28 protein-coding genes and 1 pseudogene are annotated in these 25497 nt (G+C 67.8%); 17 read left to right on the plus strand and 12 right to left on the minus strand.

Going from position 1 to position 25497, the window contains the following annotated elements:
* Nucleotides 1-180 precede the first annotated feature (180 nt).
* From G6035_RS13020 to dapE, 6 genes are all read left to right on the plus strand, one after another.
* Nucleotides 181-975 carry an LPXTG cell wall anchor domain-containing protein gene (locus tag G6035_RS13020; protein ID WP_176617532.1) on the plus strand — a complete coding sequence of 265 codons (795 nt, stop codon included), beginning with the start codon at nt 181-183 and terminating at the stop codon, nt 973-975.
* Between the two features lie 17 nt (nt 976-992).
* The gene (locus tag G6035_RS13025) at nt 993-1688 is read left to right on the plus strand and encodes a sortase domain-bontaining protein (RefSeq protein ID WP_176617533.1); all 696 of its coding nucleotides are present in this window, start codon (nt 993-995) and stop codon (nt 1686-1688) included.
* 89 nt (nt 1689-1777) lie between these two features.
* Nucleotides 1778-2197 carry a hypothetical protein gene (locus tag G6035_RS19765; protein ID WP_218063192.1) on the plus strand — a complete coding sequence of 140 codons (420 nt, stop codon included), beginning with the start codon at nt 1778-1780 and terminating at the stop codon, nt 2195-2197.
* Between the two features lie 67 nt (nt 2198-2264).
* The gene (locus tag G6035_RS13035) at nt 2265-2870 is read left to right on the plus strand and encodes a hypothetical protein (protein WP_176617534.1); all 606 of its coding nucleotides are present in this window, start codon (nt 2265-2267) and stop codon (nt 2868-2870) included.
* Between the two features lie 140 nt (nt 2871-3010).
* A complete protein-coding gene (locus G6035_RS13040) occupies nt 3011-3484 on the plus strand; it encodes a hypothetical protein (protein WP_176617535.1) in 474 nt (157 codons plus the stop codon).
* Between the two features lie 147 nt (nt 3485-3631).
* Nucleotides 3632-4720 (plus strand): succinyl-diaminopimelate desuccinylase, encoded by a 1089-nt coding sequence (gene dapE, locus G6035_RS13045; RefSeq protein WP_371131011.1) that lies wholly within the window; start codon nt 3632-3634, stop codon nt 4718-4720.
* A gap of 112 nt (nt 4721-4832) precedes the next feature.
* Here the strand turns inward: dapE and G6035_RS13050 are convergent, their stop codons facing one another.
* From G6035_RS13050 to G6035_RS13065, 4 genes are all read right to left on the minus strand, one after another.
* Nucleotides 4833-5675 (minus strand): amino acid ABC transporter permease, encoded by an 843-nt coding sequence (locus G6035_RS13050; protein ID WP_176617536.1) that lies wholly within the window; start codon nt 5673-5675, stop codon nt 4833-4835.
* Nucleotides 5672-6322 (minus strand): amino acid ABC transporter permease, encoded by a 651-nt coding sequence (locus G6035_RS13055; protein ID WP_176617537.1) that lies wholly within the window; start codon nt 6320-6322, stop codon nt 5672-5674. Before G6035_RS13055 ends, G6035_RS13050 begins: the two co-directional genes overlap by 4 nt.
* Nucleotides 6323-6429: 107 nt before the next feature.
* Nucleotides 6430-7329, minus strand: coding sequence for a glutamate ABC transporter substrate-binding protein (locus tag G6035_RS13060; protein WP_176617538.1), 900 nt, complete (start codon nt 7327-7329; stop codon nt 6430-6432).
* 83 nt (nt 7330-7412) lie between these two features.
* Nucleotides 7413-8171: an amino acid ABC transporter ATP-binding protein gene (locus G6035_RS13065; RefSeq protein ID WP_176617539.1), complete on the minus strand. Its 759-nt coding sequence runs from the start codon at nt 8169-8171 to the stop codon at nt 7413-7415.
* Between the two features lie 131 nt (nt 8172-8302).
* Here G6035_RS13065 and G6035_RS13070 point away from each other — a divergent pair, with 131 nt between their 5' ends.
* From G6035_RS13070 to G6035_RS13090, 5 genes are all read left to right on the plus strand, one after another.
* A complete protein-coding gene (locus G6035_RS13070; RefSeq protein WP_176617540.1) occupies nt 8303-9073 on the plus strand; it encodes a TIGR00730 family Rossman fold protein in 771 nt (256 codons plus the stop codon).
* Between the two features lie 59 nt (nt 9074-9132).
* The gene (locus G6035_RS13075) at nt 9133-9552 is read left to right on the plus strand and encodes a DivIVA domain-containing protein (protein WP_176617541.1); all 420 of its coding nucleotides are present in this window, start codon (nt 9133-9135) and stop codon (nt 9550-9552) included.
* Nucleotides 9553-9554: 2 nt separating this feature from the next.
* Complete coding sequence (locus G6035_RS13080) at nt 9555-10139, plus strand: DNA-3-methyladenine glycosylase I (protein WP_176617542.1); 585 nt, start codon at nt 9555-9557, stop codon at nt 10137-10139.
* A complete protein-coding gene (locus G6035_RS13085; RefSeq protein ID WP_371131007.1) occupies nt 10136-11392 on the plus strand; it encodes a hypothetical protein in 1257 nt (418 codons plus the stop codon). The genes G6035_RS13080 and G6035_RS13085 overlap by 4 nt, the downstream gene beginning before the upstream one ends.
* 155 nt (nt 11393-11547) lie before the next feature.
* Complete coding sequence (locus tag G6035_RS13090; RefSeq protein ID WP_082369385.1) at nt 11548-11715, plus strand: DUF3117 domain-containing protein; 168 nt, start codon at nt 11548-11550, stop codon at nt 11713-11715.
* An 82-nt stretch (nt 11716-11797) separates the two neighbouring features.
* Here G6035_RS13090 and G6035_RS13095 read toward each other — a convergent pair whose 3' ends face one another.
* Nucleotides 11798-12430, minus strand: a complete 633-nt coding sequence (locus G6035_RS13095; protein ID WP_176617543.1) for an O-methyltransferase — start codon at nt 12428-12430, stop codon at nt 11798-11800.
* Nucleotides 12431-12601: 171 nt separating this feature from the next.
* Here G6035_RS13095 and sigE point away from each other — a divergent pair, with 171 nt between their 5' ends.
* Complete coding sequence (gene sigE, locus G6035_RS13100) at nt 12602-13222, plus strand: RNA polymerase sigma factor SigE (RefSeq protein ID WP_176617544.1); 621 nt, start codon at nt 12602-12604, stop codon at nt 13220-13222.
* Between the two features lie 89 nt (nt 13223-13311).
* On the plus strand, nt 13312-13731 hold the full coding sequence (locus tag G6035_RS13105; RefSeq protein WP_176617545.1) for a twin-arginine translocase TatA/TatE family subunit: 420 nt from the start codon (nt 13312-13314) through the stop codon (nt 13729-13731).
* A 442-nt stretch (nt 13732-14173) separates the two neighbouring features.
* On the opposite strand, the gene G6035_RS13110 is transcribed toward G6035_RS13105, so the two are convergent.
* From G6035_RS13110 to G6035_RS13120, 3 genes are read right to left on the minus strand one after another with little or no spacing between them, the layout of a single operon-like run.
* Nucleotides 14174-15301 (minus strand): Mrp/NBP35 family ATP-binding protein, encoded by a 1128-nt coding sequence (locus G6035_RS13110; RefSeq protein WP_176617546.1) that lies wholly within the window; start codon nt 15299-15301, stop codon nt 14174-14176.
* A gap of 12 nt (nt 15302-15313) precedes the next feature.
* A complete protein-coding gene (locus tag G6035_RS13115) occupies nt 15314-15901 on the minus strand; it encodes a DUF1003 domain-containing protein (RefSeq protein WP_176617547.1) in 588 nt (195 codons plus the stop codon).
* Nucleotides 15894-17180 carry a magnesium transporter MgtE N-terminal domain-containing protein gene (locus G6035_RS13120; protein ID WP_176617548.1) on the minus strand — a complete coding sequence of 429 codons (1287 nt, stop codon included), beginning with the start codon at nt 17178-17180 and terminating at the stop codon, nt 15894-15896. Before G6035_RS13120 ends, G6035_RS13115 begins: the two co-directional genes overlap by 8 nt.
* Before the next feature lie 121 nt (nt 17181-17301).
* Between G6035_RS13120 and G6035_RS13125 the strand changes: the two genes are divergently transcribed.
* Complete coding sequence (locus tag G6035_RS13125) at nt 17302-18099, plus strand: general stress protein (RefSeq protein WP_176617549.1); 798 nt, start codon at nt 17302-17304, stop codon at nt 18097-18099.
* A 151-nt stretch (nt 18100-18250) separates the two neighbouring features.
* Here G6035_RS13125 and G6035_RS13130 read toward each other — a convergent pair whose 3' ends face one another.
* The 3 genes from G6035_RS13130 to G6035_RS13140 form a co-directional block, all read right to left on the minus strand.
* Nucleotides 18251-19909, minus strand: a complete 1659-nt coding sequence (locus G6035_RS13130) for a chloride channel protein (RefSeq protein WP_218063193.1) — start codon at nt 19907-19909, stop codon at nt 18251-18253.
* Nucleotides 19906-20433: a MarR family winged helix-turn-helix transcriptional regulator gene (locus G6035_RS13135; protein ID WP_176617550.1), complete on the minus strand. Its 528-nt coding sequence runs from the start codon at nt 20431-20433 to the stop codon at nt 19906-19908. The genes G6035_RS13130 and G6035_RS13135 overlap by 4 nt, the downstream gene beginning before the upstream one ends.
* Before the next feature lie 145 nt (nt 20434-20578).
* Entirely contained in the window at nt 20579-22150 is a 1572-nt protein-coding gene (locus tag G6035_RS13140; RefSeq protein ID WP_176617551.1) for an aminopeptidase P family protein, read from the minus strand.
* Between the two features lie 82 nt (nt 22151-22232).
* Between G6035_RS13140 and G6035_RS13145 the strand changes: the two genes are divergently transcribed.
* The 3 genes and pseudogenes from G6035_RS13145 to G6035_RS19770 all read left to right on the plus strand — a co-directional run bounded on the left by G6035_RS13145 (nt 22233) and on the right by G6035_RS19770 (nt 24578).
* Nucleotides 22233-23081, plus strand: coding sequence for a PHP domain-containing protein (locus G6035_RS13145; protein ID WP_176617552.1), 849 nt, complete (start codon nt 22233-22235; stop codon nt 23079-23081).
* Nucleotides 23082-23112: 31 nt separating this feature from the next.
* Nucleotides 23113-24403: pseudogene (locus G6035_RS13150) on the plus strand (sodium:proline symporter); the annotation flags it as partial.
* A 43-nt stretch (nt 24404-24446) separates the two neighbouring features.
* Nucleotides 24447-24578 carry a putative transporter small subunit gene (locus tag G6035_RS19770; protein WP_218063194.1) on the plus strand — a complete coding sequence of 44 codons (132 nt, stop codon included), beginning with the start codon at nt 24447-24449 and terminating at the stop codon, nt 24576-24578.
* Between the two features lie 48 nt (nt 24579-24626).
* Here the strand turns inward: G6035_RS19770 and G6035_RS13155 are convergent, their stop codons facing one another.
* Nucleotides 24627-25496: a site-specific DNA-methyltransferase gene (locus tag G6035_RS13155; protein ID WP_176617553.1), complete on the minus strand. Its 870-nt coding sequence runs from the start codon at nt 25494-25496 to the stop codon at nt 24627-24629.
* Between the last annotated feature and the right edge of the window lies 1 nt (nt 25497).

Genomic DNA, 25497 nt, shown 5'->3' on the forward strand with positions numbered 1-25497 from the left:
AAAAGGGGGAAAGGAATTTCCCCGGGCCCCTACAGACGCCCATTTGCGGACCGTGCGGCCGTCAGTGCCAGGGCGGCTGAAATAAAGTTCCCATCATTCCAATCCAACTTCCGGTGTGCTCCGAATCACAGCTGACGCGCCCGATGAGGGGCCGTCACTGAGATGAGGAGAACTTTTACGATGTATAAGAAATCCGCTTTCCTGGTTGCACCGGCACTGGCCCTTGCAGCATTGACAATGTCCGGTGCCGGGGCCATGGCCGCCGACGGCGGCACCACCACCTACCAGGCCAACCTCGGAGCCGTCAACGGCAGCCATGCCAGTGGCACCGTGATGATTTCCCTGACCGGGGACCAGGCCACCGTCACCGAGAATGTCAGCGGGCTCGCCGCCACGTTCAACGGCGCACCCTACCCGCACGTGCAGCACATCCACATCGACGGGATGGGCACCTGCCCCACCGCCGCTGCAGACACCAACAAGGACGGTGTCATCAGCACCACCGAGGGCGGCGCCTCCTACGGCAAGATCGGCACCACCCTCTCCAGCAGCGGCGACACCAGCGACAAGGCCGCCCTGGACCTGAAGGTGGCCGGCATGGGCGCCTCCTACAACTACCAGCGCACCTTCACCATGAATGCCGCCACCATTGCCGCGCTCAAGGCAGGGACAGGCGTGGTGGTGGTCCACGGGCTGGACCCGGCAACGCTTCCGGCCGCGGCCCAAAAGGAAAAGAGCGACCTGGTTCCCAGCCTGCCGCTTGCCGCGACGTCCCCCGCCTTGTGCGGCACCGTTGTTGCATCCCAGATGGCCGCCATGCCCGGCGGGGCCCCCGGCACGGGCCTGGTGCAGACCGCGGCCCAAACCGGCGCAAGCACCTCACCGGACCTTGGCTTGATGGCCGGGGCCGGCGCGCTGGTCGTGGCGGCAGGGGCGTTTGTTGCCCTGCGCCGCAAGAAGACGGCGTCGAACTGACGGGGGCCTGATTGTCCATGAACAAGCACACCAGCCGCCGCGGGCGCCGCACTGCCTCCGCGGCGGCCGGGGTCCTGCTCACGGGCCTTCTTTTTGGCACCGCGGCCTGCGCCCCGCAAGGGGCACCGGCCGCGGCGCCGGCAGCCACCATGGTTGCGTCGGCGCCGTCCGCCGTTTCCCGGGCAGCCACGGGCGTGTCCGCCACGGCGTCGGCCGCAAGGCAGCCGGCCACCACCGGTCCCCTCCTGGACGCGTCCGTTCCGGTCCGCCTGGACGTGCCCGCGGTGGACATCCACACGGCGCTGGTCCCGCTGGGGCAGGCGGCCGATGGGAGCATGGACGTTCCCGGCGGGCAACCCGGCGATCCCGGGGGCTGGTACAAGTACTCGCCCACGCCGGGCCAGCTCGGCCCGGCAGTCATCCTGGGGCACGTCAACAACCTCGCGTCACCCCAGGGCCTGTTCTTCCGGCTGCACGAAATGAAACACGGGGAACAGTTCACGGTGACCCGGGCGGACCACACCGTGGCTGTTTTCCAGGTCGACAAGCTCGCGGAGGTCAAGAAGGCCACGTTTCCCACGCTGGCCGTCTACGGCAACACGAACCGCGCCGAAATCCGGCTCATCACCTGCGGCGGCTACGACGCCGCCACAGGTGTTTGGACCGAGAACACCGTCGTCTACGGCCACCTGGTATCCAGCCACAAGGCATAACCGCCACACAGCACGGGACAGCAGCGGCAAGGCACACCATCCGCACGGCCCCGGCCGGGCGGGAAAACAATTCAGGGGATCGGAAAATCATGGGCAAGCAAACAAACCTCATCGCCGCCAGTGTCCTGGCAGCCCTGCTGGGCCTGGCCGGCTGCGGCACGGCGGCGGCCACCGGCACCGGACCCGGGGTTGTTCCACCGGCCACCGCACCCGTATCCGTTGGCGCAGCCCCGGCCATGAACGGCTCCGGAAATGCGATGGCCGGGATGATCCACATTGACTCCGGCGCCTTCCGGGACGCGACGCCGGTCCTGCCAGGATCCATGGTCACCGTCATGAACATGGACCCGTCCGCCTATACCTTCACTTCAGACGACGGCCACAGCTTCAGCGTCACGGTCCCTGCCGGTGCCATGGTGGGCTTCAAGGCGCCCGGGAGGCCCGGAAGCTACCCGTTCCACTGCGGGGGCAAGGCCGGCAGCATGCGCGGCGTGCTGACCGTCCGCTGACCATCCACGCAACACCAAGGGCCGCAGCCGCGCAACACCAAGGCCCCCACCCCGGGAGGGAACCACCATGAAAACAAGAATCGCGCTCCTTGCCGGGATGGCGCTGGGCAGCGCCCTGCTGGGCGGTTGCGCTGCCGGGACGCCGGCACCGGTGGGCCTGAAACCCGCGGCATCGCAGGGACCTGCCTCCCGGCCGGACCCGGACCAGGGCTCCGCCACGCCGGCCGCCGCTGTGGCCGCCGGGACGCCTCCGGGCGCCGCTGCCATGGTGTGCTCCACGGAAGCCAGGTCAAATGTCACCAAGATCCTGGGACTTGCCGCCGTGCCCCGGACAACCGACACATGGGACGGCGGCAGGTACACGTGCAGCTACGCACTGCCGGAAGGAAAGTTCGCCATGACGGTCCAGGTGTTCCCGTCAGCCCCGGCGGCCGCTGCCGGCGCCAAGGCGCTGGCCGGCCCGCTGGACGCCGCACCCATCAAGGGCCTGTCAAACCTGGGGCTTCCCGGCTACCAGTCTGCGGCAGGCACCGTCGTCTTCGCCAAGGACAACTTCACCCTTGACGTGGACGCCACGAAATTGACCGCCACGGTTGGCGCCAACCAGGTGACACGGGCAGGATTCGCCTACCAGATGGCCACCACCATCCTGGCCTGCTGGAGCGAACACTAGCCGGCCCCGCCACCGCGCGGGCAACGCATTCCCGTTATCGGCCCCAACGGGGGCCGGGGGACACACCCGCCCTGCCGGTGGCACTGAATACCTTGCACCACTACTGATCGGAGCTTCGCATGTCAGCAAGGACTGAACACTTGAATCCCTTGTCCGCCGTGAACCAACGGGGGCTGGCGGGCGCGTCCCACGGGAATCCGCTGCGGACCGTGCTCGTGGCCGCACTGGTCGTGGTGGGCGCCGCCCACATTCCCGTCATACCGGGCCACCTTCACGAAGCGCCCTACATCGGCGTCCTTTTCGTGTTGCTGGCGGCGGCCAGCTTTACGCTGGCCGGCGTCGTTGCCTTCCGTGGCACCCCGGAGGCCTGCATCCTCACCACCGCGGTGGAGGCCCTGGCCGTCACCGCCTACGTCATCTCACGTACGGCAGGGCTGCCCCTCATCGGCGACGACGTCGGCAACTGGCTCGAACCCCTCGGGGTGGTCTCCGTCGTCGCGGAGCTGGTGGCGTGCGTGGCCGCCGTCGCACTGTGCCGGAACATGCGTCGTCGGCGGGGTGCCCACACCGGCACGGCCCAGCGGCATCACCGCGGCCTCCGGTCAGCGACCTGACCGATGGCTCAGGGGCCCGGGGCGGGCGCCGCTTCTTAGGCCGCGGCGGCCGGAGCGAAAACTTTTGCCTTCCCGCGGCCCGGCTAAACTGGGCCTGTGAATTACGACGACGAACCCGCCCTTTCCGAGCTGTCCGCCGCTGCGCAGGTGGCCGACGCCCACCCTGTCCTTGACCTGTCCGGCGACGTGGCCGCCCTGACGGCCGCCGTCATGGACATTGAAAGCGTCTCCGGCAATGAGGGTGCGCTCGCGGATGCCGTGGAGGCTGCCCTGCGCGCCCTGCCGCACCTTGAGGTGGTCCGCAACGGCGACGCCGTTGTTGCCCGGACGTCGCTGGGGCGTGCCGAGCGCGTCATCCTGGCCGGGCACATCGACACGGTCCCGTTGCCCACCGTGCCCGGTTCGCGCGGCACCGTGCCCAGTTCCTGGGACGGGGAGGTGTTGTACGGCCGTGGCGCCACGGACATGAAGGGCGGCGTTGCAGTCCAGCTGGCCCTGGCGGCGGCCGTGCGGGAACCCAGCAAGGACATCACCTTCATCTTTTACGACCACGAGGAAGTGGCGGCGGCCAAGAGCGGGCTGGGACGGCTGGTCCGCGAGAACCGCGAACTGCTCGACGCCGACTTCGGCATCCTGCTGGAACCCACCAACGGCACGGTGGAGGGCGGCTGCAACGGCACCATCCGTTTCGAGGCCACCACGCACGGGCTGGCCGCACATTCGGCGCGGGCCTGGATGGGGGAGAACGCCATCCACGCAGCGGCGCCCATCCTGTCCCGGCTGGCCGCCTACGAGCCCGCCACGGTCACCGTGGACGGACTGGACTACCGGGAGTCCATGAACGCCGTGAAGATCCACGGCGGCACGGCCGGCAACGTGATCCCGGATGCCTGCGTGGTCGAAATCAACTACCGCTTCGCCCCGGACAAGACCCCGGATGAGGCGGAGGCCCACGTGCGCGAGCTGCTCTCCGGCTTTGAGCTGGTGCGCACTGACTCCTCCGCCGGCGCCCGGCCGGGGCTCAATGCGCCCGCGGCGGCGTCGTTTGTGGCGGCCGTGGGCCGCGAACCGCTGCCCAAATACGGCTGGACCGATGTGGCGCGGCTGGGCGAGATCGGCATCCCGGCCGTCAACTTTGGCCCGGGCGATCCACTCCTGGCCCACAGCGACAACGAACACGTCGCCGCCGCCGACATCCGCGCCTGCCTGGCCGCACTCGCCCGCTGGCTGGGATAGAAGGCCGGCATGCACAAAGTAGGTCGCAGTTGTTGCGGTGGCAACCGGTTTCCCGGTGCCGAATTCTGCAACTACTGCGACCTACTTGGGGTTTGGGGCGTGGAGCGGGGTGTCAGCCGGCCATGCCGACCTTGGTCTTGACGACCCTGACGCGTGAGGACATCTTGGATTCGACCAGTTTGGCAATGCCGGACAGGATCAGGCACAGGCCCACGTAGACGACGGCCGTGACCATGAGCGCCGGGACCACGGGGGAGCCGTACTGGCCCTGGGAGCCCAGGAAGTTCGCGTAGTACAGGACCTCGTTGTACGTGATCAGGAAGCCGAGCGCGGTGTCCTTGAGGATGACCACCAGCTGCGAGATGATCACCGGCAGCATGGAACGGACAGCCTGCGGCAGCAGGATGATCCACTGCACCTGTCCCTTGGACAGGCCGACGGCGAGCCCCGCCTCGCGCTGGCCCTTGGGCAGCGATTCGATGCCGGCGCGGAACACCTCGGCCAGGACCGAGCCGTTGTACAGGATCAGCCCCACCACGACGGCGATGAACGGCGTGATGCCCTTGACGCCGGCGGACGGCAGGCCGTAGTACATGATCATCATCAGGATCAGGACGGGTATGGCGCGGAACAGCTCGGTGAACCAGTACGCCGGGAGCCGGACCCACGAGGAGTCCGCCAGGCGGCCAAAGGCGAGCACGATGCCCAGGACCAGGCTGCCGACCGCGGCCCAGGCAAACGCAACCAGGGTTGCCCCGATGGCGTTGAGGAATTGCTCCTGGACCCGGGGGAAGGTGAAGATTTCCCACTTCTTGGCCGTGAACTGGCCGGACTCGTAGAACCGGAACAGGATGAAGGCAATGATGCCGACCACCACGATGACGGTGGCGATGTTGAGGTAGGAATTGCGGGTGCGGGCCTTGGGGCCGGGCACGTCAAAGAGCACCGAACTCATCGGGCCACCCTCCACTTCTTCTCGAGGTAGCGTTGCAGCGGTGTCAGGATGCCCAGCACCAGCACCACAAAGATCAGGGCCACCCACAGCAGGCCCGGCAGCAGCGGCTCGCCGCGTTCACTGAGGTAGGCGCGGATGGCGCCGGCCTCAAGCACGGAAAAACCGGCGGCCACGGTTGTGTTTTTCAGCAGGGCGATGAACACGCTGAAAAGGGGCGGGACAACCGAGCGGAAGGCCTGCGGCAGCACGATCAGGGTCAGGGTCTGCATGAACGGCAGGCCGATGGCGCGGGCCGCCTCGGACTGGCCCACCGAGACGGTGTTGATGCCCGAGCGGATGGCCTCGGACACGTATGTTGCCGTATAGAGGGAGAGGCCGATGATGGCGGCGTTCATGAAGCTGATTTCCGGCAGGTCCAGCTTCGGGTAGCCGAGCGCAAAGAAGGCCAGGATCAGCGTCAGCGGCGTATTGCGGACCACGTTGACGTAAAACGTGCCGGCAGCGCGCATCGCAGGCGCGGGGGAAACCCTCATGCCGGCCACAACGGTGCCCAGGATCAGGGCAAAAAACGCCGAGATGGCAAAGAGGATCCCGGTGTTCTTGAACCCCGTCAGGAAGAGGTCGCTGTTGTCAATAATTACATTCACGGTGCGGGATCGCTTTCAGTGAATTGTCGAAAGGAAAAGGGACGGTGGCGGCTCCCCGGCACGGCCGTCAAGGCCCTGCCGGGGCGCCGCCACCGGGACAAGGACGGTTAGGACTGCTCAACCTTCGGCTGCTCAACCTTGGTGCCGGACTTGCCCAGGGTGTCGTCGTAGATCTTCGTCCACGTCGCGCCGCCGTCGGTCAGCGTCTTGTCCAGGAAGGTGCGCATCGCGGTGTCGCCCAGCGGCAGGCCGACGCCGTACTTCTCAACCGTGAAGGGCTTGCCCACGACTTTCAGGCCGTCCTGTGATGAGGCAAAGCCGAGCAGGATCGCCTGGTCCGTGGTGACGGCGTCAACGCTGCCGCTCTTGAGCGCATCGACACACTTGGAATAGATGTCAAACTCCACCGGGATGGCCTTGGGGAAGTTCTGGCGGATGTTCTGGATGGGCGTGGAACCGGTGGCGGAGCACACCTTCTTCCCGTCCAGGTCCTTCTCGCTCTTGATGGACGTGTTGTCCTTCGTCACCAGCAGGCCCTGGCCCGTGATGAAGTAGGGGCCGGCAAAGTCGACCAGCTTCTTGCGCTTGTCCGTGATGGAGTAGGTGCCCACGTAGAGGTCCACGTCGCCGTTGGCCAGGGCCGACTCACGGTTGGCGGAGGGAATGGCCTTGAACTGGATCTTGTCCTTGGGGATGCCGAGCGAGGCCGCCATCCAGGTGGCAATCTCAATGTCGAAGCCGCTGCGCTCGCCCGTTGCGGCATCCAGGTAGCCCAGGCCCGGCTGGTCTTCCTTGACGCCGATGCGGATGCTGCCGGCAGACTTGATCTTGTCATACGTGGGGCTGCCGGTCAGGGCGACGGTCTTGGCGACGTCAAAGTTGGGGCCGGCTGCGGCGTCACTGCTGCTGCCGCCGGCGCCGCCGCCGCCACAGGCGGAGAGGGCCAGGGCCGCAGCTGCGGCAATCGCCGCAACGCTGAGGCTTTTTCGAATGAAGAAGTTCTTCATGGGGTTCCTTTCATAAACGGCCGTCGGGCCGCTGGTGCGAGTGGAATATTGAGTGTGGTGGAACTACCCAAGGGGGAGGGGGCTCAGCCGTTGGTCAGGATCTTGGAGAGGAAGTCCTTGGCACGGGAGCTCTGCGGGTTGGTGAAGAATTCGTCGGGTGTCGCTTCCTCCACGATTTGGCCGTCGGCCATGAACACGACCCGGTCCGCGGCCTTGCGCGCAAACCCCATCTCGTGGGTGACCACCACCATGGTCATGCCTTCCCGGGCCAGTTCCACCATGACGTCCAGGACCTCGTTGATCATTTCCGGGTCCAGGGCGCTGGTGGGCTCGTCAAAGAGCATCACCTTGGGCTTCATGGCCAAGGCACGCGCAATGGCCACGCGCTGCTGCTGCCCGCCGGAAAGCTGGGCGGGCAGCTTGGCCGCCTGGTGGCCCACGCCAACGCGCTCCAACAGCGCAAGGGCCTGCTTCTCGGCGTCGGCCTTGGAAACGCCCTTGACCTTGATGGGGCCCAGGGTCACGTTTTCCAGGATCGTCTTGTGCGCAAACAGGTTGAAGGACTGGAAGACCATGCCGACGTCGGCGCGCAACGCGGCCAAGGCCTTGCCCTCCTTCGGCAGTTCCTCACCTTCAATGGTGATGGAACCGTCGTCGATGGTCTCGAGGCGGTTGATGGTGCGGCAGAGCGTGGATTTTCCCGAGCCGGAAGGCCCAATGACCACCACGACCTCTCCCTTGGTGACCTGCAAGTTGATGTCCTGCAGGACGTGGAGCGGGCCGTAGTGCTTGTTGACGGCCTTAAGCTCCACGAGGGCAGGTGCCTGTACGGGATTAGTCATGAAGTGAATCTATCCAAGATTCCGCGCGCAGGTAAAACTTTTCCACGGTTCGGCGCTGATCGTAACGCGTTTGATACCTGCCTCACACTTTTCCTGCCTGCGCGGGCGCCGGTTTCACGTAGCCTTATGGCATGAGTGCACCCACCGGATCCAGCAGGCCCTCCCGTCCCCTGAAGAAGCGCTTCGGCGCCTGGACGAAAGGCGCGCCCGCAGGGTCCACGGCGGATTCGAGGCTGCTGGCCACCCCGCCCAGCGGCGACTTCACGCACACCGACCCGTGGCGGGTCATGCGGATCCAAAGCGAATTCGTCCAGGGCTTCGACTCCCTGGCGGACATCGGACCGGCCATCAGCGTGTTTGGCTCCGCCCGCACCAAGCCCGACCATCGCCACTACCAGACCGGCGTGGAAGTGGGCCGTCTCCTGGTGGAAGCCGGCGTTGCCGTGATCACCGGCGGCGGACCCGGCTCCATGGAGGCGGCCAACCGCGGTGCCAGCGAGGCCGGCGGGCTGTCCATCGGGCTGGGGATCGAGCTGCCCTTCGAGCAGGGGATGAACCAGTGGGTGGGGCTGGGCGTGGACTTCCGCTACTTTTTCGCCCGCAAGACCATGTTCGTCAAGTACGCGCAGGGGTTCGTGGTCCTGCCCGGCGGCCTCGGCACCCTGGATGAGCTCTTTGAAGCCATGGTCCTGGTGCAGACCAACAAGGTCACCCAGTTCCCGATCGTCCTGGTGGACACGGCCTTCTGGTCGCCGCTGCTGGACTGGATCCGCGACACCATGGTGGCCGAGGGCCTGGTTTCCCCGGGCGACATGGACATCATCCAGCTGGCCGACACCCCCGAGCAGGCCGTGGCCCTGGTCATGGCCGGCGACGCCGGCACGAAGGTCGCCGCGGGCTGAGCCGGCACTGCTGTCCCGGCACTGCTGATCTGGCACTGCTGATCTGGCACCATGGAGGGGTGAGCTATTTCCTGATCTTCCTCGCCGTCATGCTCGCCGCAGCGGTGGCCGTGTATGTGGTGGGGCTCAAGCGGCCGGCCGGTGACATCTACGCGGACGGGCTGGAAGCGCCCGTGTCCGGCCTGCCGCCGGTGCTGCTGCCCGCCGTCCCGGCCCCCGCCGACGTGGACCACGTCCGCTTTGGCCTTGGCCTGCGCGGCTACCGCATGGACCAGGTGGACGAGGTCCTGGACCGGCTGCGGGACGAACTGGCCGCAAGGGACGCGCGGATCGCCGAGCTGGAGGCGGCCGTGCCCGCCGTACAGCACGACGCCGCCGACGGCGGGAACCCCGCCGATGCCCCTTCCGGGGCACCCGCCGACGGCGGCAGGGCCGCCCCGGGGGACGCGTCCGGCGTCGAGCCTGGAAAGGAATCCTGAGCATGGCCAACGTGGTGGTGGGGACGGACGGGAAGGCGCGCTGCGCCTGGGCCGGCATCGAATCCGACGAGCTGTACCAGAGCTACCACGACGAGGAGTGGGGCCGGCCGGTCGCCGGGGAGCGCGAGCTTTTTGAACGGCTCAGCCTGGAGGCCTTCCAGTCGGGCCTGAGCTGGATCACCATCCTGCGCAAGCGTGGCGCCTTCCGGGCAGCCTTTGCCAACTTTGAACCGGCGGCCGTGGCGGGGTTCGGGCCGGCGGACATCGAGCGGCTCATGGCCGACGCGGGCATTGTGCGCAACCTGATGAAGATCAAGGCCACCATCGGCAATGCGCAGGCCATTTTGGCGCTGCCGGACGGCACCACCCTCGGCTCGCTGCTGCAGGCGCACGCCCCGGCCCCGCGGCCGGCGGGCGGGCCGGTTCCGGCGAAAACGGCCGAATCGGCGGCGCTGGCCAAGGCCCTGAAAAAATTGGGCTTTGCCTTCGTGGGGCCCACCACCGCCTACGCCATGATGCAGGCCGTGGGCCTGGCCAACGACCACCAGCCCGGCTGTTGGGTGGCCGAAGCCCTGACGCGGCCGTGACGGCAGGTGCCGGCCGGGCGCTGGTGCAGGGGCGGGGCGGTTCCACGGTCAACGGGCTGATCCACGCCGCGCTGCGCCGGTGGCTGGCACCCCTGCGCCGGGCGCCGTGGTGGGTGAAGGTTTCCCTGCTGTACGGCGCAGCCAGGCTGGTCTCCTTCGGCATCCTGGCCGGGGCCGGATACCACGCCGCGGAATCGCCCTGGTCCGGTGCCCGTCCGGACTACCTCACCTTCATCGACCGCTGGGACGCCGGCTGGTACGAGCGCATCTTCGACGGCGGGTACCCGTCCGGCATCCCGCGCAACCCGGACGGCACGGCCCAGCCCAACCAATGGGCCTTCTACCCCCTGTTCCCCCTGCTGGTGCGCGGGCTCAATGCCGTGACCGCGCTGCCGTGGGTGGTGGCGGGCCCGCTGGTGGCCACCGCCGCCGGGTTCGCCGCGGCCTTGGTCATCTACCGGCTGTTCCGCCGCGTTGCCGCGCCGGCCACGTCCCTGTGGGGCGTGGGGTTCTTTGCCGTGTTCCCGGCGTCGCCTGTTCTGCAGGTGGCCTATGCGGAGTCGCTGGGCACCTTCCTGCTCGCCGCCGCCCTTCTGATGCTCACCGGGCGCCGCTACCGTGCGGCCGTGCCCGTGGTGGTGCTGCTGTGCCTGGCGCGGCCGGCAGGGGTGCCGTTTGCCGCCGTCGTCGGCGCCCACCTGGCCCTGCGCTGGGTGCGGCGGCGCCGGGACCCGTTCCCGCCGCGCGAAGCGGCCGCCGGCGTGGTGCTGCTGGCGGTCAGCACGTTCATGGCTTTCGCCTGGATGCTGGCCGCGTGGTGGGCAACGGGGGAGCCCAGCGCCTACACGGACACCGAAACGGCGTGGCGTGGCACCCACCTGGTGCTGTTCAAGCCCTGGTTCGACGCAGGTATCCAGCTGGCGGGCCCGTTCTGGGGTCCGCTGCTGCCGGTCCTTTTCGTGGCGCTGGCCGCCCTGTACCTTAACTCGCAGGCCGTGCGGCGCCTCGGCACCGAGCTGCGTGTGTGGTGTGCCGTGTACCTGGCCTATCTGCTGGCAGTCCTGGACCCGCAGTCCAGCTCGTTCCGGATGATGCTTCCGCTGTTCCCCCTGGCGCTCGCCGCCGCGTTCATTTCCCGCGCCAGGGCGTACCGCTGGGCCGTGGTGGTGATGTTCACGGCGCTGCAACTTGTGTGGGTTGTGTGGCTGTGGCAGTATTCGGCCGTCAGCAGCGGGCAGGCCTGGCCGCCGTGACGAACCATGGCTTTTGCGCGCCGCCCGGGGGACCGCCGATTAGGACCCGGCACCGGAAATACGGAATAATGGGTTGTGAGCGATACAACACGAACCTGCATGTGGGGAATGCCCCGCAGGCCTGTGGGTTCGAACTATGAAAAGGGGAAGTCCTGATGGCGGCCATGAAACCCAGAACCGGCGACGGTCCGATGGAAGTGACCAAGGAAGGGCGAAGCCTGATCCTGCGGCTCCCGCTGGAAGGCGGCGGACGCCTTGTGGTGGAAATGAACGCAGACGAGGCCAGCAGCCTCAAGGAGTGCCTGGTGGGCGTGACCGAATAACGGTGTCAACCACCAACGATTTACCTGCGGGGCGGCCAAGCTGCCCCGCTTGGCGTTTAATGGGGGCGCCGGTCCCGGGTGCCTAGCGTTTGACGGCGAGCAGCAGCCCGTCGCCGGTGGGCAACATTGCCGAGACCAGCCCGTCGTGCTCGCGGACCATCTTGCCGACCTTGCGCAGCACCACGGTGTTGCTTTCGCGGATGGCGGGGTCGGAGACGCGGTCCTTGTCCAGGGCGTCGTTGACCACCAGCAGCCCGCCGGACTTCAGCAGCCGGATGGCCTGCTCGACGTAGTTGGGGAAGCTGGGCTTGTCGGCGTCGATGAAGACCAGGTCGTACGCGGCGTCGGTCAGCCGGGGCAGCACATCCTGGCCGCGGCCCGAGATGGTGCGCGTCCGGTTGGCGGGGGAGCCGGATTCGATGAACGCCTCGCGGGCGGCCTTGAGGTGGTCGACGTCGGGGTCGATCGTGGTCAGCACGGCACGGGGCCCCAGCCCGCGCAGCAGTGAGACGCCGGAAACCCCGGCGCCCGTGCCGACCTCCACGGCCGTCTGCGCCTTGGATGTCGCGGCCAGGACCGTCAGTGCCGCTGCCACGCCGTGGGTGACGGGAAACAAGCCCAGCTCATGCGAGCGTTCGCGGGCGCGGCGCAGGACGTCGTCTTCCACGGGGAGGCCCTCCGCGTAGGACCAACTGGTGGACTTGTCGGCGCTCATGGGTGCTGTTTTCCTAAACTGTTGCGGTGGATTCCTCTAGCCTACTGCCTGCGCCGTGGGCTGAATTTCCCTTTTGCACAGCAAATAGCCAGATTCTTTTGGCACAATATGGTAACCCGGTGGCAATTCGCCGGGGAGGTTTACACAAGCCGCAAGAATAGAGGTGCAGACATGGGTTCCGCCCCCAGCCCCGCCGTTTCTGCTGCCGACCCGCAGTGGACCCCACCGTCGTGGGACGAAGTGGTCACCAACCACTCGGCCAAGGTGTTCCGCCTCGCCTACCGCCTGACCGGCAACAAGTTCGACGCCGAGGACCTCACCCAGGAGGTGTTTGTCCGGGCGTTCCGTTCACTGTCAAAGTTCAAGCCCGGCACCCTGGACGGCTGGCTGCACCGCATCACCACCAACCTGTTCCTGGACCAGGCGCGCCGCAAGCAGCGGATCCGCTTCGACCCCCTGGCCGACGATGCCGAGTCGCGGTTGGCCGGCTCCGACCCGGGGCCCGAACGCACCTTTGAATTCAACAACCTCGACGTGGACATCGCCGCCGCGCTGGAGGCGCTGCCGCCGGACTTCCGCGCCGCCGTCGTGCTGTGCGACATGGAAGGCCTCTCCTACGACGAGGTGGCCCACGCCCTGGACATCAAGCTGGGCACCGTCCGTTCCCGCATCCACCGGGGGCGGGCCATGCTGCGCGAGTCGCTGGCGGATTTGGCGCCGGGACGGGGGCGGGATGTCCGGCAGCCGAAGAAGCCGCTGCTGAAGCTGCCCCGGATCGCCGGTGTCCACTAGGCGCCGTCCCGGGCGCAGGCCGAACGGCGCCCGGGCCACGGGGTGTTCGGAATCGTTGCTTTTAGTCCGGAGAGGGTAATCTTCCTAACGTGTTTGGTATCAATACCCCCGAGCTGCTCCTGATTGTCATTGTGGCAGTCCTAGTGATCGGGCCTAAGCGTCTTCCCGGGTATGTGGAGAAACTGAAGAACCTCATCCGCGAGGTCCGCAGGATGGCTTCCGGCGCGCGTGAAACCATCAAGGAAGAGTCCGGGCTGGACATCGACGAGATTGACTGGAAGAAGCTGGACCCCCGCCAGTACGATCCCCGGCGCATCATCCGCGAGGCGCTCCTGGACGACGACGACATTGATGCCTTCAATTCATTCAAGGCGGCCCCCGGTGCCGCCATTGCCTCGATGATGGGCAAGGACAGCGACGAAAAGCCCGTGGAAGCATCCGCGCCCGCCCGGGTGGTGGAGCGCCTGGCCGAAGGCCAGCGGGCCCCCTTCGACCTGGAAGCCACCTGACCCCACCGACGCTCGGTTGCAACCGGGGGTCTTTTCCCCGCCCCTCCCGCACGATCGGGGGTCTTTTTTCCAACGCTCCCGCACCCGTGGGGCATTTCGTGGGCCGTGCTGCGTGAGGTGGTGTTTCACCTGCCACCTGCCGGACAGCGCTCCCGACGTGGTGCCGTGGCGGACCTGTTTGATTCCCCTGTGGCGGGGGCATTGGCGGTCGAGCGCCGGCGTAGTTCCTGATGGAAGCTGAGGGAGCGCAGGGGCTGGAGCGCTGAACCGGCCATGTGGCGCAATCGTTTCCGGGGCGTCCCGTCGCAGGCTGGGGCATGGAACCGGAACTGCTGGAGGGCCGGGGAAAACACCCCCGGTTGCAACCGGGCGTTCCAAAAAACGGCCCCGGTTGCGCGGGAGGGCCGGGGAAAACACCCCCGGTTGCAACCGGGGGTTGGGGTTAGCGCGGGGTGACGCCCAGGTGCAGGCCGGACAGGCCGCGGGGTCGGATGGCCAGTTTGCCGGCAATGTCCAGCAGTGCCGCGGCGGACGGTGATTCCGGGTTGGCCAGCACGATCGGCGTGCCGATGTCCCCGCCTTCCCGCAGCGCAACATCCAGCGGAATCTGGCCCAGCAGCTCCACCGTGGCGTTGACGGTCTGGCTGAGCCGCGTGGCCAGCACCTCGCCGCCGCCGGAGCCGAACAGTTCCATGGTGCTGCCGTCGGGGAGTGTCAAAAATGACATGTTCTCAACCACGCCGGCCACTTTTTGGCCTGTCTGCACGGCGATCGCCCCGGCCCGCTCGGCGACGTCCGCGGCGGCTGCCTGCGGGGTCGTCACCACCAGGATCTCCGCCCTGGGCAGCAGTTGTGCCACGGAGATTGCCACGTCCCCGGTGCCGGGCGGCAGGTCAAGGAACAGGACGTCGAGGTCACCAAAATAAACGTCGGTCAGGAACTGCTCCAGCGCCCGGTGCAGCATGGGCCCGCGCCAGGCGACGGGCTGGTTGCCGGTGACGAACATGCCGATGGAAATGACCTTGACGTCGTGCGCGACGGGAGGCAGGATCATTTCGTCCACCCGAGTGGGTGCCTGCGTGATGCCCATGAGCGCCGGCACGGAGAAGCCGTAAATGTCCGCATCCACGATGCCCACGCGCAGCCCCTTGGCGGCCAGGGCGCAGGCCAGGTTGACCGTCACCGAGGACTTGCCGACCCCGCCCTTCCCGCTGGCCACGGCATAGACCCGCGTCAGCGACGACTCCTCGTTGAACGGGATGCCGCGCTTGGGGTTGGTGCCCTGGAGCATTTCCTTCAGCCCGGCACGCTGTTCGGCGGTCATGACCGTCAGGTCCACGTCCACGCCCGTGACACCGTCCACCGCCATCAAGGCGGCGGCCGCGTCCCGGGTGATGGTCCCGCGCAGCGGGCACCCCGCAACGGTGAGCCGGACGACGGCGCGTACCCGGCCGCCGTCGTCCGCTGCCACCGATTCGACCATGCCCAGCTCCGTGATGGGCCGGCGCAGCTCTGGGTCGATGACCGTGGCGAGGGCGGCCTGGAGGGATTCGGGGGACGGGGCGGACATGCGGTGGCGGCCTTAGTTGTTGGTGGTGCGCTTGGCGGGGACGGTCTTGATGGCCTGGGTGGCGGGATTTCGGAAGACGCGGGGCTCGCGGGCCGGCTCCGCGTCGTCGTCGGAGAAGCTGATCAGTTCCTCCAGGAGGCTGCGCAGCTCGGAGCGGACGAAGTCGCGGGTGGCGACCTCGCGCAGGGAGATGCGCAACGCGGCCACCTCCCGGGTCAGGTACTCGGTGTCCGCCAGGTTGCGCTCGTTGCGGGTGCGGTCCTGCTCGATCTGGACGCGGTCCCGGTCATCCTGGCGGTTCTGGGCCAGCAGGATCAGCGGTGCCGCATAGGAGGCCTGGGTGGAGAAAAACAGGTTGAGCAGGATGAACGGGTACGGGTCCCACTTGAGGCCAAACAGCCCCACGACATTCAGCGCAATCCACACCACCACCACGATGGTCATGTACAGCAGGAAATTCGCCGTGCCCATGTAGCGGGCAAAGCGTTCGGCAAAGCGGCCGAAGAGGTCCGGGTCGCCGGCGAGGTTGGGCAGGAGCCGGGACCGCAGCTCCAGGGGCGTGTCGAGGCCGCCGCCCTTGGCGTGGTGCTTTTCAGCCAATGCGGCCTCCCAGCTTTCTGATCGCGGCGCTGTCGTCGTGCGTGCGCCAGTCCTCGGGGAGCAGGTGGTCCAGCAGGTCGTCCACGGTCACGGCGCCCACCAGCCGGCCCTCCTTGCTGACCACCGGCAGGGAGTTGAGGTTGTAGGAGGCCATGGTGTGGCTGACCACGCTGATGTTGTCCTGGTCGGAAACGGGCTCCAGGTTCTTGTCCACGAGCGTGCCCAACTGTTCCGGCGGGGCGCTGCGCAGCAGCTGCTGGATGTGCACCACGCCCAGGAAACGGCCCGTGGGCGTCTCCAGCGGCGGGCGGCAGATGAAGATGGCGGAGGCCAGCGCCGGGGAGAGGTCTTCGCTGCGCACGTGCGCCAGCGCCTCGGCAACCGTGGCCTCAGGGGGAAGGATCACCGGCACCGACGTCATGAGCGCGCCGGCCGTGCCCTCCTCGTACTGCAGCAGGCGCCGGACGTCCTTGGCCTCGTCCGGTTCCATCAGCAGCAGCAGTTCCTCCGCCTTGGCCTGGGGGAGGTCGGCCAGGAGGTCGGCGGCGTCGTCGGGGTCCATCTCTTCCAGGACGTCCGCGGCGCGTTCGTTGTCGAGGGCGGAGAGCAGGGTGACCTGGTCTTCCTCCGGCAGTTCGGACATGACGTCAGCGAGCCGTTCGTCCTGCAGCTCGCTGGCCACCTCGACGCGGCGTTTGTCGCTCATTTCCTGCAGGGCGTCGGCGAAGTCTGCCGCCTTGAGGTCTTCATGGGTGGCCACAAAGTGCGTGGCGCCCTGCGGCTCCAGGGCGTCGTCGGGGTGGGCGTCCGCCCAGTCGATGAGCAGGGTGTGCCCGCGCCTCAGGCCGCGCAGCCGGGAGGTCGAGCCGCCCCGGCGCACAAACAGCTTCGTGACCACCCAGTCGCCGTTGCGCTGTTGGTCCATGGCAATGTCTTCAATGACGGCGTCGCCGCTGCCGTCCACCAGGGACACCTTGCGGTCGAAGATCCCGCCCACCACCAGCTGTTCGGCGCCGCGCTGTTCAAAGCGGCGCAGGTTGACCAGGCCGGTGCAGATGATCTGGGACTGGTCCATGGACGTCAGGCGGGTCATCGGCACGAACACGCGTTTCTTGCCCGGGACTTCAACCACGATGCCGACGGCGTGCGGGGCCGTGTGCGGCTGGCCGAGGCCCAGCACCACCACATCGCGCAATTTGCCCAGACGGTCGCCCAACGGGTCAAAGACGTCCAGGCCGAGGAGTCGCGCCACAAAGATGCGCGTGGGTTGAGTGCTCACACCTACAGGCTACTTCCCACGCGTGGAATTGACGTAACCTTGGCGCGCCCGGCAGTGTGGGCGCATTTCACTGCCAGCGATACTCCAGCCAATGTGCAGGTAGATGGTGAAGAATGGTTGTATGGCAAACCTCTTTGGACGTACCCGACCAATGGATGAGGCCCGCGTTCTTCCCACCGGGGAGACGATCGGTTCCTACACCTCATATTTGGACGCCCAAAAGGCGGTCGACTACCTGGCGGACGAGAAATTCCCGGTCCAGCACGTCTCGATTGTGGGCAACGACCTGAAGATGGTGGAACGCGTCACCGGCAAGCTCAGCTATCCGCGCGTGGCCCTGTCCGGTGCCATGACCGGTGCCTGGTTTGGCCTGTTCATCGGGGTCCTTCTTTCCTTCTTCGACGGCAATGCCGGTGCGGGCGGGCCCTACCTGAACGTCATGACGGCGGTACTGATGGGCGCCGCGTTCTGGATGCTGTTCGCCATCATCGGCTACGCCGCCCAGCGCGGCAAGCGTGACTTCACCTCCACGAACCAGGTGCTGGCCAGCAACTACGACGTCATTGTTTCCCCGGACCTGGCCATGGACGCGCGCCGCATTCTCGCCCAGCTGCCCATGAAATCCGCCGCGCCCCGCCCCTTCCAGGGGCAGGGCTACCGGCCGCCGGTCCAGCCCCCCGCGCAGCCGCCGGCGCGCCCCGAAGGCTGGCACGACCCCTACGGCACGCCCAAGCAGCCCGTCCCCGACTCGCCCGAGGCCGAGGAAAGCCACGACCGTCCGGGCCAGGCACCCCTGAGCGGGCCGCGCCGCGGGCAGTTCCCCGACCTCCCGGACGGCCGCCCCCAGTACGGCATCCGCGTGGACAACCCGCCGCAGCGGGCCCCCGAGAAGCCCGAAGAGGGCGCGTCGGGGCAGTAGCCCTTTCACCTTTCGTGCCCGACGCCGGTCCCGCCCACCTGCCCCGACCAGGCAGGACGGGGCGGCCGAAGACGCCGATGGGGACTTGTGGGCCTGGATGATCCAGGCCCAAAAGTCCCCATCGGCATTCTGCGCAGTGCCGCGGCGCCGGTCAGGGGAGGGCGCCCTCGCCGGCTGCAAAAATCCGGACCCGGACGTGTTCTTCGTTAAGGTCGTGGAGGCGTGCCTTGAGCAGGTCGGATGCCGTGATGGTGCCCACCGGTTCCACGGCGCCGTCGGCCCCGGTCCGGACCACCAGGGCACTGCCCCGCCCGTCCTCCGCGAGGAGGTAGGCCACGTGCCGGGTGGTGGCGCCGTCGTCGACCACCAGGCTGTCCCCGGGGGCGGGGGCCGGCCGGCCCGGGTCCAGGGGCGCCATCACCTGGCGGGCGAAGAAAGTTTCCAGCGGGTCGGTGGAATACTCGCGGGTCAGGTGGAGCCCTCGCCGTGCGATTTTCTCGGTCAGCACGGAGCGCTTGAGCACCAGACTGGACAGCGCGTGGGCCGCCGTGGCCGCGATCAGCAGTGGAAGGATGGCGCTGTAGACGTGGGTCAGCTCCACGGTGAAGATGACGCCGGTCAGGGGCGCGCGCATGACACCGCCCACGACCGCGGCCAGGCCGACCATCGCCCAGAACCCGGGGAAGACGTGGGGGAAGAACAGACCCTCGAGGGCGCCCAGCGCGCCGCCGATCATGAAGATCGGTGCCAGCACGCCGCCGGAGGTCCCGGAACCGAGGGACAGGGACCAGATCAGCGTCTTGACCACCAGGATCCCCACGATCAGGCCCATGGTCGCCCGGCCCGTGAGCAACTGGTCGATCACGTCGTAACCGACGCCCAGCGCGCGGGGCTCGATCAGCCCGCCGGCGCCGATGACCAGCCCGCCGATCGCCGGCCACCACATCCAGTGGACAGGCAGCTTGTGGAACGCATCCTCCGCGCGGTACACCAGCCAGGTGGCCACCACGGCCAACAGGCCGCCCACCACGCCGCCAACCACGGCCAGCGCGTTCACGGAAATCGGGTAGTGCAGGTCCGCGGGGACCGTGACCGGAAAGATCGGGGCCGTGCCCAGGAGCAGGCCGCGGCCGTAAATGGCGACGGCGACGGCGGCCACCACCGGGATGAAGCTGCGCGGGCGCCACTCGAAGAGCAGCAGTTCCACAGCCAGCAGCACGGCTGCCAGCGGCGAGTTGAACGTCGCTGCCATGCCGGCCGCGGCGCCGGCCACCATGAGCGCCTTCCGTTCGTCGGCGCTGAACTTCAGCCCCTGCGCCAGGATGGAGCCCAGGGCGCCGCCGGTCATGATGATGGGGCCCTCGGCACCGAACGGGCCGCCCGTGCCGATGCTGATGGCCGCGGAGATTGGTTTCAGCAGGGCCACCTTCGGGGCCACCACGCTGCCCTGGGTAAGGATGGCCTCGATGGCCTCGGGCATGCCGTGCCCGCGGATCTTCTCCGAGCCAAACCGGGCCATCACGCCGATGACAAGGCCGCCCACCGTCGGGGCGAACAGGACCAGCCACCAGGGATGGTGTGCCCCCGGGGCCACGAGGTCCGTGGCCAGGCGCTGGTAAAAGACCATGTTGGTGACAAGGCCGATCAGCTTCAGCAGCACGAATGCGGCGGCGGCGCCGGCGGCGCCCACCAGCAGGGCCCAGGCCGTGATCACCAGCACGCGCGGGGTAAGCGTGAAGTCACCCAGCTCCAGCTTCCGCCGCATTCCCGTGCGCCCGCCGGGTGCCAGGGCGCCGATCCCGGCGCTCACAGGGCCACCCGGTTCCAGGCCATCGCGTCGGCGAGGGCGTCGTCGTCGGCGTTGGCCACCGAGGTGTAGAGCAGTTCCAGGGCGTCCACCACGCCGGCCTGGCGGTCCGCGGGGACCGCCCCCACCATGCGTGCCAGCTGCTGCTTGCGCCACCCGGTCACGCGCTCCACCACCGCCTTGCCAAGCGCGCTCAGCTCCAGGGTCACCACGCTGCGGTGGTGGGTGTCCGAGCCGCGTTCGATGTGCCCGGACGCGGCCAGCCGCTCAGCCAGCCGGGACACGGACGACGGCGCCACCCCCATGGCGGCGGCGGCGCGGGAGGACTGCACCGTGCCCAGCGTGTCCAGGGTCAGGAGCAGCCGGAACTGTGGCCCGGTGAGCGGACCTTCGAGCTCGTTCAGGCTGTGCAGGGTCATGCCGACAACGTCGCGGGCCAGCATTTCAAGGGCGTGCACCCCGCGATCGTGCATGGAGGTGTTGGGTGGGACTGCGGTGGGCCCGGGATCGGGCAAAGGATGTTTCACTTCCAAAGTGTTGCACACCGCAAGAGTTTTACCGAATGGCCCGTAACGTTAAACCGCAACTGGGTCGCACTTGTTACCAAAAATCCCCGAAAAATCGGGCGAAAACGGTAACAAGTGCGACCCAGTTGGGAGGGGCGGCGGAGTGCTAGGCGGAGAGGCGGGCCATCCAGGCTTCGACGTCGTCCGGGGTGCGGGGGAGTGCCGCGCTGAGGTTGACGGGTCCGCCGGCGGTGATGAGGATGTCGTCCTCGATCCGCACGCCGTTGCCGCGGTACTCGGCCGGGATGCCCAGGTCCTCGGCCTTGAAGTACAGGCCCGGTTCGATGGTGAAGACCATGCCCTCGGTGATGATGCCGTCCAGGTACAGCTCGGCACGGGCCTGCGCGCAGTCGTGCACGTCAAGGCCCAGGTGGTGGCTCGTGCCGTGCGGCATCCAGCGGCGGTGCTGCTGGCCCTCCGGCGACAGCGCGACGGCGGCCGCGACGGGCAGCAGGCCCCATTCCTCCAGGCGCGCGGCCAGCACCTCCATGGCGGCGTTGTGCACCTCGCGGAACCGGCGGCCCGGGACGGCGACGGCGAACGCAGCGTCCGCCGCGTCAAGCACCGCCTGGTAGATCCGGCGCTGGACCTCGGAGTACCGGCCGTTGACCGGGATGGTGCGCGTGACGTCCGCCGTGTACAGTGAATCCGCCTCGACGCCGGCGTCCACCAGCAGCATTTCGCCGTCGTTCACGGTGCCGGTGTTGTGCGTCCAGTGCAGGATGGTGGCATTGTTCCCGCCGGCGGCGATGGTGTCGTAGCCAAGCTCGTTGCCGTCCTCGCGCGCGCGGGCGAAGAACGCCCCTTCCACCACGCGTTCGCCGCGGCGGTGGGTCACGGCGCGCGGCAGGGCCTTGACGATCTCCTCGAAGCCGGCGGCCGTGGCGGCAATGGCGATCTTCATCTGCTCAATTTCCCACCCGTCCTTGAGGAGGCGCAGCTCGGACAGGGCCTCGGCCAGTTTCGCATCGAGTTCGTCCAGCGCGGGAAAGTCCATGTTCTCCGGGTCGACGGCGGTGTTGTAGCGGGCCGTGTCCACCAGGGCGTCGATGTTCTCGTCAACCTTGCGCACCAGCCGGACGGACACGCCGCCCACGCTGGGTTCGCCCACGTTCTTGGTGATGGCCACCTCCAGCTCGGAAATGTCCACGGTGTCCAGGCCCAGCAGCGCCCTGAACTCGGCCAGTGTGGGCCGCGGGCCGATCCAGAACTCGCCGCTGCGGGAGTCGGCGTAGAACTGCTTCGTGTCCCGGCCGGCCAGCGGCCGGAAGTACAGCGTCGCGTGGTGGTGGCCGCCGTCGTCCCCCTCGCCGTCGGCAACGGGTTCCAGGACCAGCACGGCGTCCGGCTCGTGGTCGACGCCCAGGCCCGTCAGGTGGGCAAACGCGGAGTGCGGCCGGAAGCGGTAGTCGCAGTCGTTGGAGCGGACCTTCAGGGCGCCGGCCGGGATGACCAGGCGCTCGCCCTTGAACTGTTCGGAAATGGCACGACGGCGGCGCGCGGCATGGTCCGCGACCTCGGCCCGGGCGGGCAGCTGCGTGGACGCGGGAGCCCAATTGGCGGCCATGAAGGCGCGGAATGCGTCCGAGTCGGGGCGGTGCGAACGGTTGTTCACGCGTTCCTCGAGCGGCTGCTGGATGGATTCAGGATGCTGGGTGGGCTGTTCCGTCTGGTTCATCCCCCCAGTCTCTCACCGGGGCTGCGCGCGGACAAAGGCAGGGAGCGCGGTGCCTGGCCCGGCCGGGACGTAGGCTGGGGGAGTGAGGATCGATCTGCACGCGCATTCAAACGTTTCCGACGGCACACAGGCCCCCGCGGGACTCGTGTCCGCGGCCGCTGCGGCGGGGCTGGACGTCCTTGCCCTGACCGACCACGACTCCACCGCCGGCTGGGCCGAGGCGTTGGCGGCGGCCCGCGGGCAGGGGATCGGGCTGGTCCCGGGCATGGAGGTGTCCTGCAAGACGTCCCGCGGGATCAGCGTCCACCTGCTGTGCTACCTGCACGACCCGGCCGACCCCGGGCTGCTGGAGGAAATCACCAAGGCCAAGGACGCCCGCCTGTCCCGCGCCGAACGCATGGTGGAGCGCCTGGCCGAGGACTACCCGCTGAACTGGGACGACGTCAGCGCGCACGTGGCCCCCGGCGCCACGGTCGGCCGGCCGCACATTGCCGACGCCCTGGTGGCGGCCGGGATCGTGGCCGACCGCAACGAGGCCTTTGCCAACATCCTTACCTCACATTCGCGCTACTTTGTCAGCCACTACGCACCGGACCCGGTGCTGGCCGTGGAATTGGTGCGGGCCGCCGGCGGGGTGCCCGTGTTTGCCCACCCGCTCGCGTCCGCCCGGGGGCGGGTGGTGGAGCCGGAAACATTCCATGACATGATCGACGCCGGACTGCTCGGCCTGGAGGTCGACCACCGGGACAACCCGCCGGAAAACCGCGTCTGGCTGCGCAAGCTGGCGCGCCGGGAAGGGCTGATCGTGACCGGTTCCTCGGACTACCACGGCACCGGGAAACCGAACCTGCTCGGCGAAAACACCACGGCGCCGGAGATGCTCGAACGGATCGTTGACGCCGCGAAGGGTTCGCAGGCGTACCTGCCCTGACCACGGCCGGTGCAGCCATGGTTGTGCCATCATTACCTGCCCGCTCGGTCCATTCGGGCGCCCGGCGGGAGGGCGGCTGGTCGCTTTTTATGGCGGAACCCTCTTGCTGACCCTGTTTATTGGGAAAAGGAATGAAAACGCCGACTACTACATGACCGCCGGAAACAAGGTCGGCTTTGGAATTTCCGCCGGCAGCATGACCGCCACGTGGATTTGGGCGTCGTCGATGTACGCCTCGGCCACCTCCGGCTATGCCTACGGCATTTCCGGGCCGATCCACTACGGCCTGTGGGGCGCGTTGATGATTTTGTTCATCCACCCCTTTGGCAAGCGGATCCGCTCCGTGGCGCCCAAGGCCCACACCCTGGCCGAGGCCCTGTACGCCCGGCACGGAAAACCCAGCCAGCTCATGCTGGCCGGCTCCAACATCGCCGGCTCCCTCATCAGCATCACCTCCAACTTCATTGCCGGCGGCATCCTGCTGTACTCCCCGTGGTCCGGTTTCCGTGCCTCCGTGCTGACGGATGCCGCGCAGGTGTTTGCCATGCTGGGCGCCGTGCATTGCCGCGGTGCTGGCCTACGCCATTGGCAACCAGAGCGTTGCCCAGCGCCTGGTTGCCGTGCGTGGGGACCTGATCAAGAAGACCTTCGTGACGGCAACCGGGGGCTATGGCGCCACCATCATCGGCATCGGCATGCTCGGCGTGATGGCGCCGTACACCGGCATTGTGCCGCTGGGCGGGGACAAGAACAACCTGATCCCGCAAATGGCCGCGACGTACCCGGGCCCGGTGCTGCTGGGCATCTTCCTGATCATGATCATCGGGGCCCTGTCCTCGACAGCAGACTCGGACCTGTCGGCGCTGTCCGCCATCGTCATGGCCGACATCCATGGGCAGAACATTGCCAGGAAGGGCCAGGGGAACCCGAAGACCATGCTGTTCATCGGGCGCATCACCATGGTGGTTGCCACCGGCGCCGGCCTGTACTTTGCCAGCGGGAAGCTGAACATCCTTGACCTGCTGGTGTTTGTCGGCGCCCTCTGGGGTGCGCTCGTGTTCCCCGTCATCGCCAGCTTCTACTGGGAGAAGGTCACCAACAGGGCCTTCACCGACTCGGTGTTGGCGGCCCCGGCCGTGTTCATCCCCGTCCGCTTCGGCTGGCTGCCGCTGGGCGGCGCCGCCGGAATCGCCGTGGCCATCCTGGCCGTCATTGGAATCGGCGTGGTCCTTGGCCTGATGGCGTTCGGCTTCCTCGGGCTGAAGGTGGCCAAGACCGTGGCAGTGGCGGCGATCATTGCCGCAGCACCGTTTGCCCCCGGCCACCGCCGCGCTGGCACTTGACGAGAAAGCGTAGGACGAATCCATGGACGTTGTGTTCCTGACACTGTACATGCGGGTGTGGCCCGTGATCGTTGCCGTGGTCCTTTGGGTCCTGGGCAAGGCCTTCATCCAGGAAATCCTGACGGCGCGGCGTCAGGGCCGGCCCCTGGTTTAGGGCCCTCCCGGGCACCCAGCGGCAGGCGGCCTTAAGGTCCCGGCACCGTCATGGTTCCAGCACCGTCGCGACGTGGCCCAGCCGTGCCGTCATGACGGCAATCGCCTGGGGGTTGGCGTCAACGCACACAAAACGGCGCCCCAGCTTCGCCGCAACGGCGCCGAGCGTGCCGGAACCGGCGAAGAAGTCCAGCACCCAGTCGCCCTCCCGGGAGGAGGCCGCCACGGCCCGGCGCAGCAGCCCCTCGGGCTTCTGCGTCGGGTAGCCGGTCTTCTCCTTGCCCGTGGGCGAGACGATGGTGTGCCACCAGACATCCGTGGGCAGCTTGCCGCGCTCACGCTTTTCCGGCGTGACCAGGCCGGGGGCCATGTACGGTTCGCGGTCCACCTCGGCGTTGTCGAAGTGGTACTTCTTCGGGTCCTTGACATACACCAGGATGTTGTCGTGCTTGGTGGGCCAGCGGCTTTTGGCCCGCGCACCATAGTCATAGGCCCAGATGATCTCGTTCAGGAAGCATTCCCGGCCAAAGATCGCATCCAGCATGACCTTGGCGTAGTGGACCTCCCGGTAATCGAGGTGCAGGTACAGGGTGCCGTCCTCGGCGAGCAGCCGCCAGGCCTCCACCAGCCGCGGCTCCAGAAACTGCCAGTAGTCCGTGAAGGCGTCGTCATAGCTGTGCAGCGCGCCCTTGACGGTGTCGTAGCTGCGCCCGCCAAAGCCGATGCGGTCGCCGCCGCCGCCGGAATTGCGCACCATGGTGGTCTGCTGCCGGCTCTGCACCCTTCCGGTGTTGAAGGGCGGGTCCACATAAATCAGGGTGAAGGAACCATCCGGGAGGGTGGGGAGGAACTCGGCGTTGTCCGCATGGACCACCAGGTTCGGCCCCGCCCCGTCCGGCTGCCAGGCAGTCGTCGTCATC

It is taken from the genome of Arthrobacter sp. SDTb3-6 (assembly GCF_013376095.1).
GTDB lineage: Bacteria > Actinomycetota > Actinomycetes > Actinomycetales > Micrococcaceae > Specibacter.

What these genes read in the sequence shown, in the direction of transcription:
- G6035_RS13020 (WP_176617532.1), top strand. Translation starts at nt 181, where the DNA reads ATGTATAAGAAATCCGCTTTCCTGGTTGCACCGGCACTGGCCCTTGCA.
- G6035_RS13025 (WP_176617533.1), top strand. Translation starts at nt 993, where the DNA reads ATGAACAAGCACACCAGCCGCCGCGGGCGCCGCACTGCCTCCGCGGCG.
- G6035_RS19765 (WP_218063192.1), top strand. Translation starts at nt 1,778, where the DNA reads ATGGGCAAGCAAACAAACCTCATCGCCGCCAGTGTCCTGGCAGCCCTG.
- G6035_RS13035 (WP_176617534.1), top strand. Translation starts at nt 2,265, where the DNA reads ATGAAAACAAGAATCGCGCTCCTTGCCGGGATGGCGCTGGGCAGCGCC.
- G6035_RS13050 (WP_176617536.1), bottom strand. Translation starts at nt 5,675, where the DNA reads ATGAGTTCGGTGCTCTTTGACGTGCCCGGCCCCAAGGCCCGCACCCGC.
- G6035_RS13060 (WP_176617538.1), bottom strand. Translation starts at nt 7,329, where the DNA reads ATGAAGAACTTCTTCATTCGAAAAAGCCTCAGCGTTGCGGCGATTGCC.
- G6035_RS13065 (WP_176617539.1), bottom strand. Translation starts at nt 8,171, where the DNA reads ATGACTAATCCCGTACAGGCACCTGCCCTCGTGGAGCTTAAGGCCGTC.
- G6035_RS13070 (WP_176617540.1), top strand. Translation starts at nt 8,303, where the DNA reads ATGAGTGCACCCACCGGATCCAGCAGGCCCTCCCGTCCCCTGAAGAAG.
- G6035_RS13080 (WP_176617542.1), top strand. Translation starts at nt 9,555, where the DNA reads ATGGCCAACGTGGTGGTGGGGACGGACGGGAAGGCGCGCTGCGCCTGG.
- G6035_RS13090 (WP_082369385.1), top strand. Translation starts at nt 11,548, where the DNA reads ATGGCGGCCATGAAACCCAGAACCGGCGACGGTCCGATGGAAGTGACC.
- G6035_RS13095 (WP_176617543.1), bottom strand. Translation starts at nt 12,430, where the DNA reads ATGAGCGCCGACAAGTCCACCAGTTGGTCCTACGCGGAGGGCCTCCCC.
- sigE (WP_176617544.1), top strand. Translation starts at nt 12,602, where the DNA reads ATGGGTTCCGCCCCCAGCCCCGCCGTTTCTGCTGCCGACCCGCAGTGG.
- G6035_RS13110 (WP_176617546.1), bottom strand. Translation starts at nt 15,301, where the DNA reads ATGTCCGCCCCGTCCCCCGAATCCCTCCAGGCCGCCCTCGCCACGGTC.
- G6035_RS13125 (WP_176617549.1), top strand. Translation starts at nt 17,302, where the DNA reads ATGGCAAACCTCTTTGGACGTACCCGACCAATGGATGAGGCCCGCGTT.
- G6035_RS13140 (WP_176617551.1), bottom strand. Translation starts at nt 22,150, where the DNA reads ATGAACCAGACGGAACAGCCCACCCAGCATCCTGAATCCATCCAGCAG.
- G6035_RS19770 (WP_218063194.1), top strand. Translation starts at nt 24,447, where the DNA reads ATGGACGTTGTGTTCCTGACACTGTACATGCGGGTGTGGCCCGTGATC.
- G6035_RS13155 (WP_176617553.1), bottom strand. Translation starts at nt 25,496, where the DNA reads ATGACGACGACTGCCTGGCAGCCGGACGGGGCGGGGCCGAACCTGGTG.